This window comes from Streptomyces colwelliae (assembly GCF_048158785.1).
Lineage (GTDB): Bacteria > Actinomycetota > Actinomycetes > Streptomycetales > Streptomycetaceae > Streptomyces.
In genome coordinates, this window is record NZ_JBLTJC010000829.1 from 1 (window position 1) to 1,007 (window position 1,007).

General features: G+C 76.8%; 1 protein-coding gene. It reads left to right on the forward strand.

Annotation, left to right across the window (positions count from 1 at the left end; all coding sequences use genetic code 11):
* The coding region (locus tag ACNFOC_RS54655; protein WP_416966349.1) for an asparagine synthase-related protein at window positions 1-1,007 on the forward strand (1,007 nt) is incomplete at both ends.

Below are 1,007 nucleotides of genomic sequence, written 5' to 3' on the forward strand. Positions count from 1 at the left end.
AACCCGGCCCCTCCCTGATCACCGCCGCCCGCCACCGCGCCCGGCTCGCCGCGGGCAGCGCCGACCACTTCACCGGATACGGCGCCCGCCAGGTCCTGGACGCCCACCCGGCCCGCCTCGCCGACCTCCTGATGGACCGCAAACGGCGCCATCTGGTGCGCCCCGTGGCCGCGTTGGCGAAGGCGGACGGTTCGGTGATGGTCCCGGGTCGCGTCTACGGCGCGGCCCGCCGCCTCGCCCGCACGCCCTACGGCGCGGGACTCGAAGTCCTCGCCGACCGGTTGATGAACCAGCGCTTCGACGAGCCCGGAGGCGCCGTCGGGGCCTCCCTCGCCGCCCTCACCTGGGCCAGACCGGGCCCCGCCGCACGCTGGCTGACCGGTGAGGCCCTGGCTGAAGTATCGGTTCGCCTCCAGAGCGCGCCCAGCCGCCAGGGCAGCGGCCCCGGCCAGCGCCCCGGCGACTTCCGCGCGCGTGCCGCCCTCGCCCGCCACGCCAACGACCTCCGCGTCCTGGAACAGGCCGCCGAGATCCGCTCCCAGCGCCTGCACACCCCCTTCCTCGACAACCAGGTCGTCCGCGCCTGCCGCTCCCTCCCCGAGGCGCTACGGGTCCAGCCGGGCGCCCGCGCGGCCATCCTCCGCACGGTCCTGGAGGGCGCAGGCGTAGGCGACCTCCCGCCCGGCTGGGGCGCCCCCTCCCACGCCTCGGCGGCGGCCGCGGCCCGCAAGGGTCTACGGGTCGCCGCGGACCCCTTGATGGACCTCTTCGCCACGCCGTTGCTCGCGCAGGCGGGTCTGGTGGAAGCCCGCGTCGTCCGCAAGGCGCTCCGCGCGGCAGCCCAGGGAGAGCCACTGCCCCTGGACGGCCTCGCGGACCTGGTCTCACTGGAACTCTGGCTGGGCCGATTGCTGGCCCGCCGGGGGACTTGCTGGACGGGGACACCGGCACGCGCGCGTGCGGTGCCGGAGGGGATTCGGCCGCAGCGGGGGGCGTTGGCCTCCGGC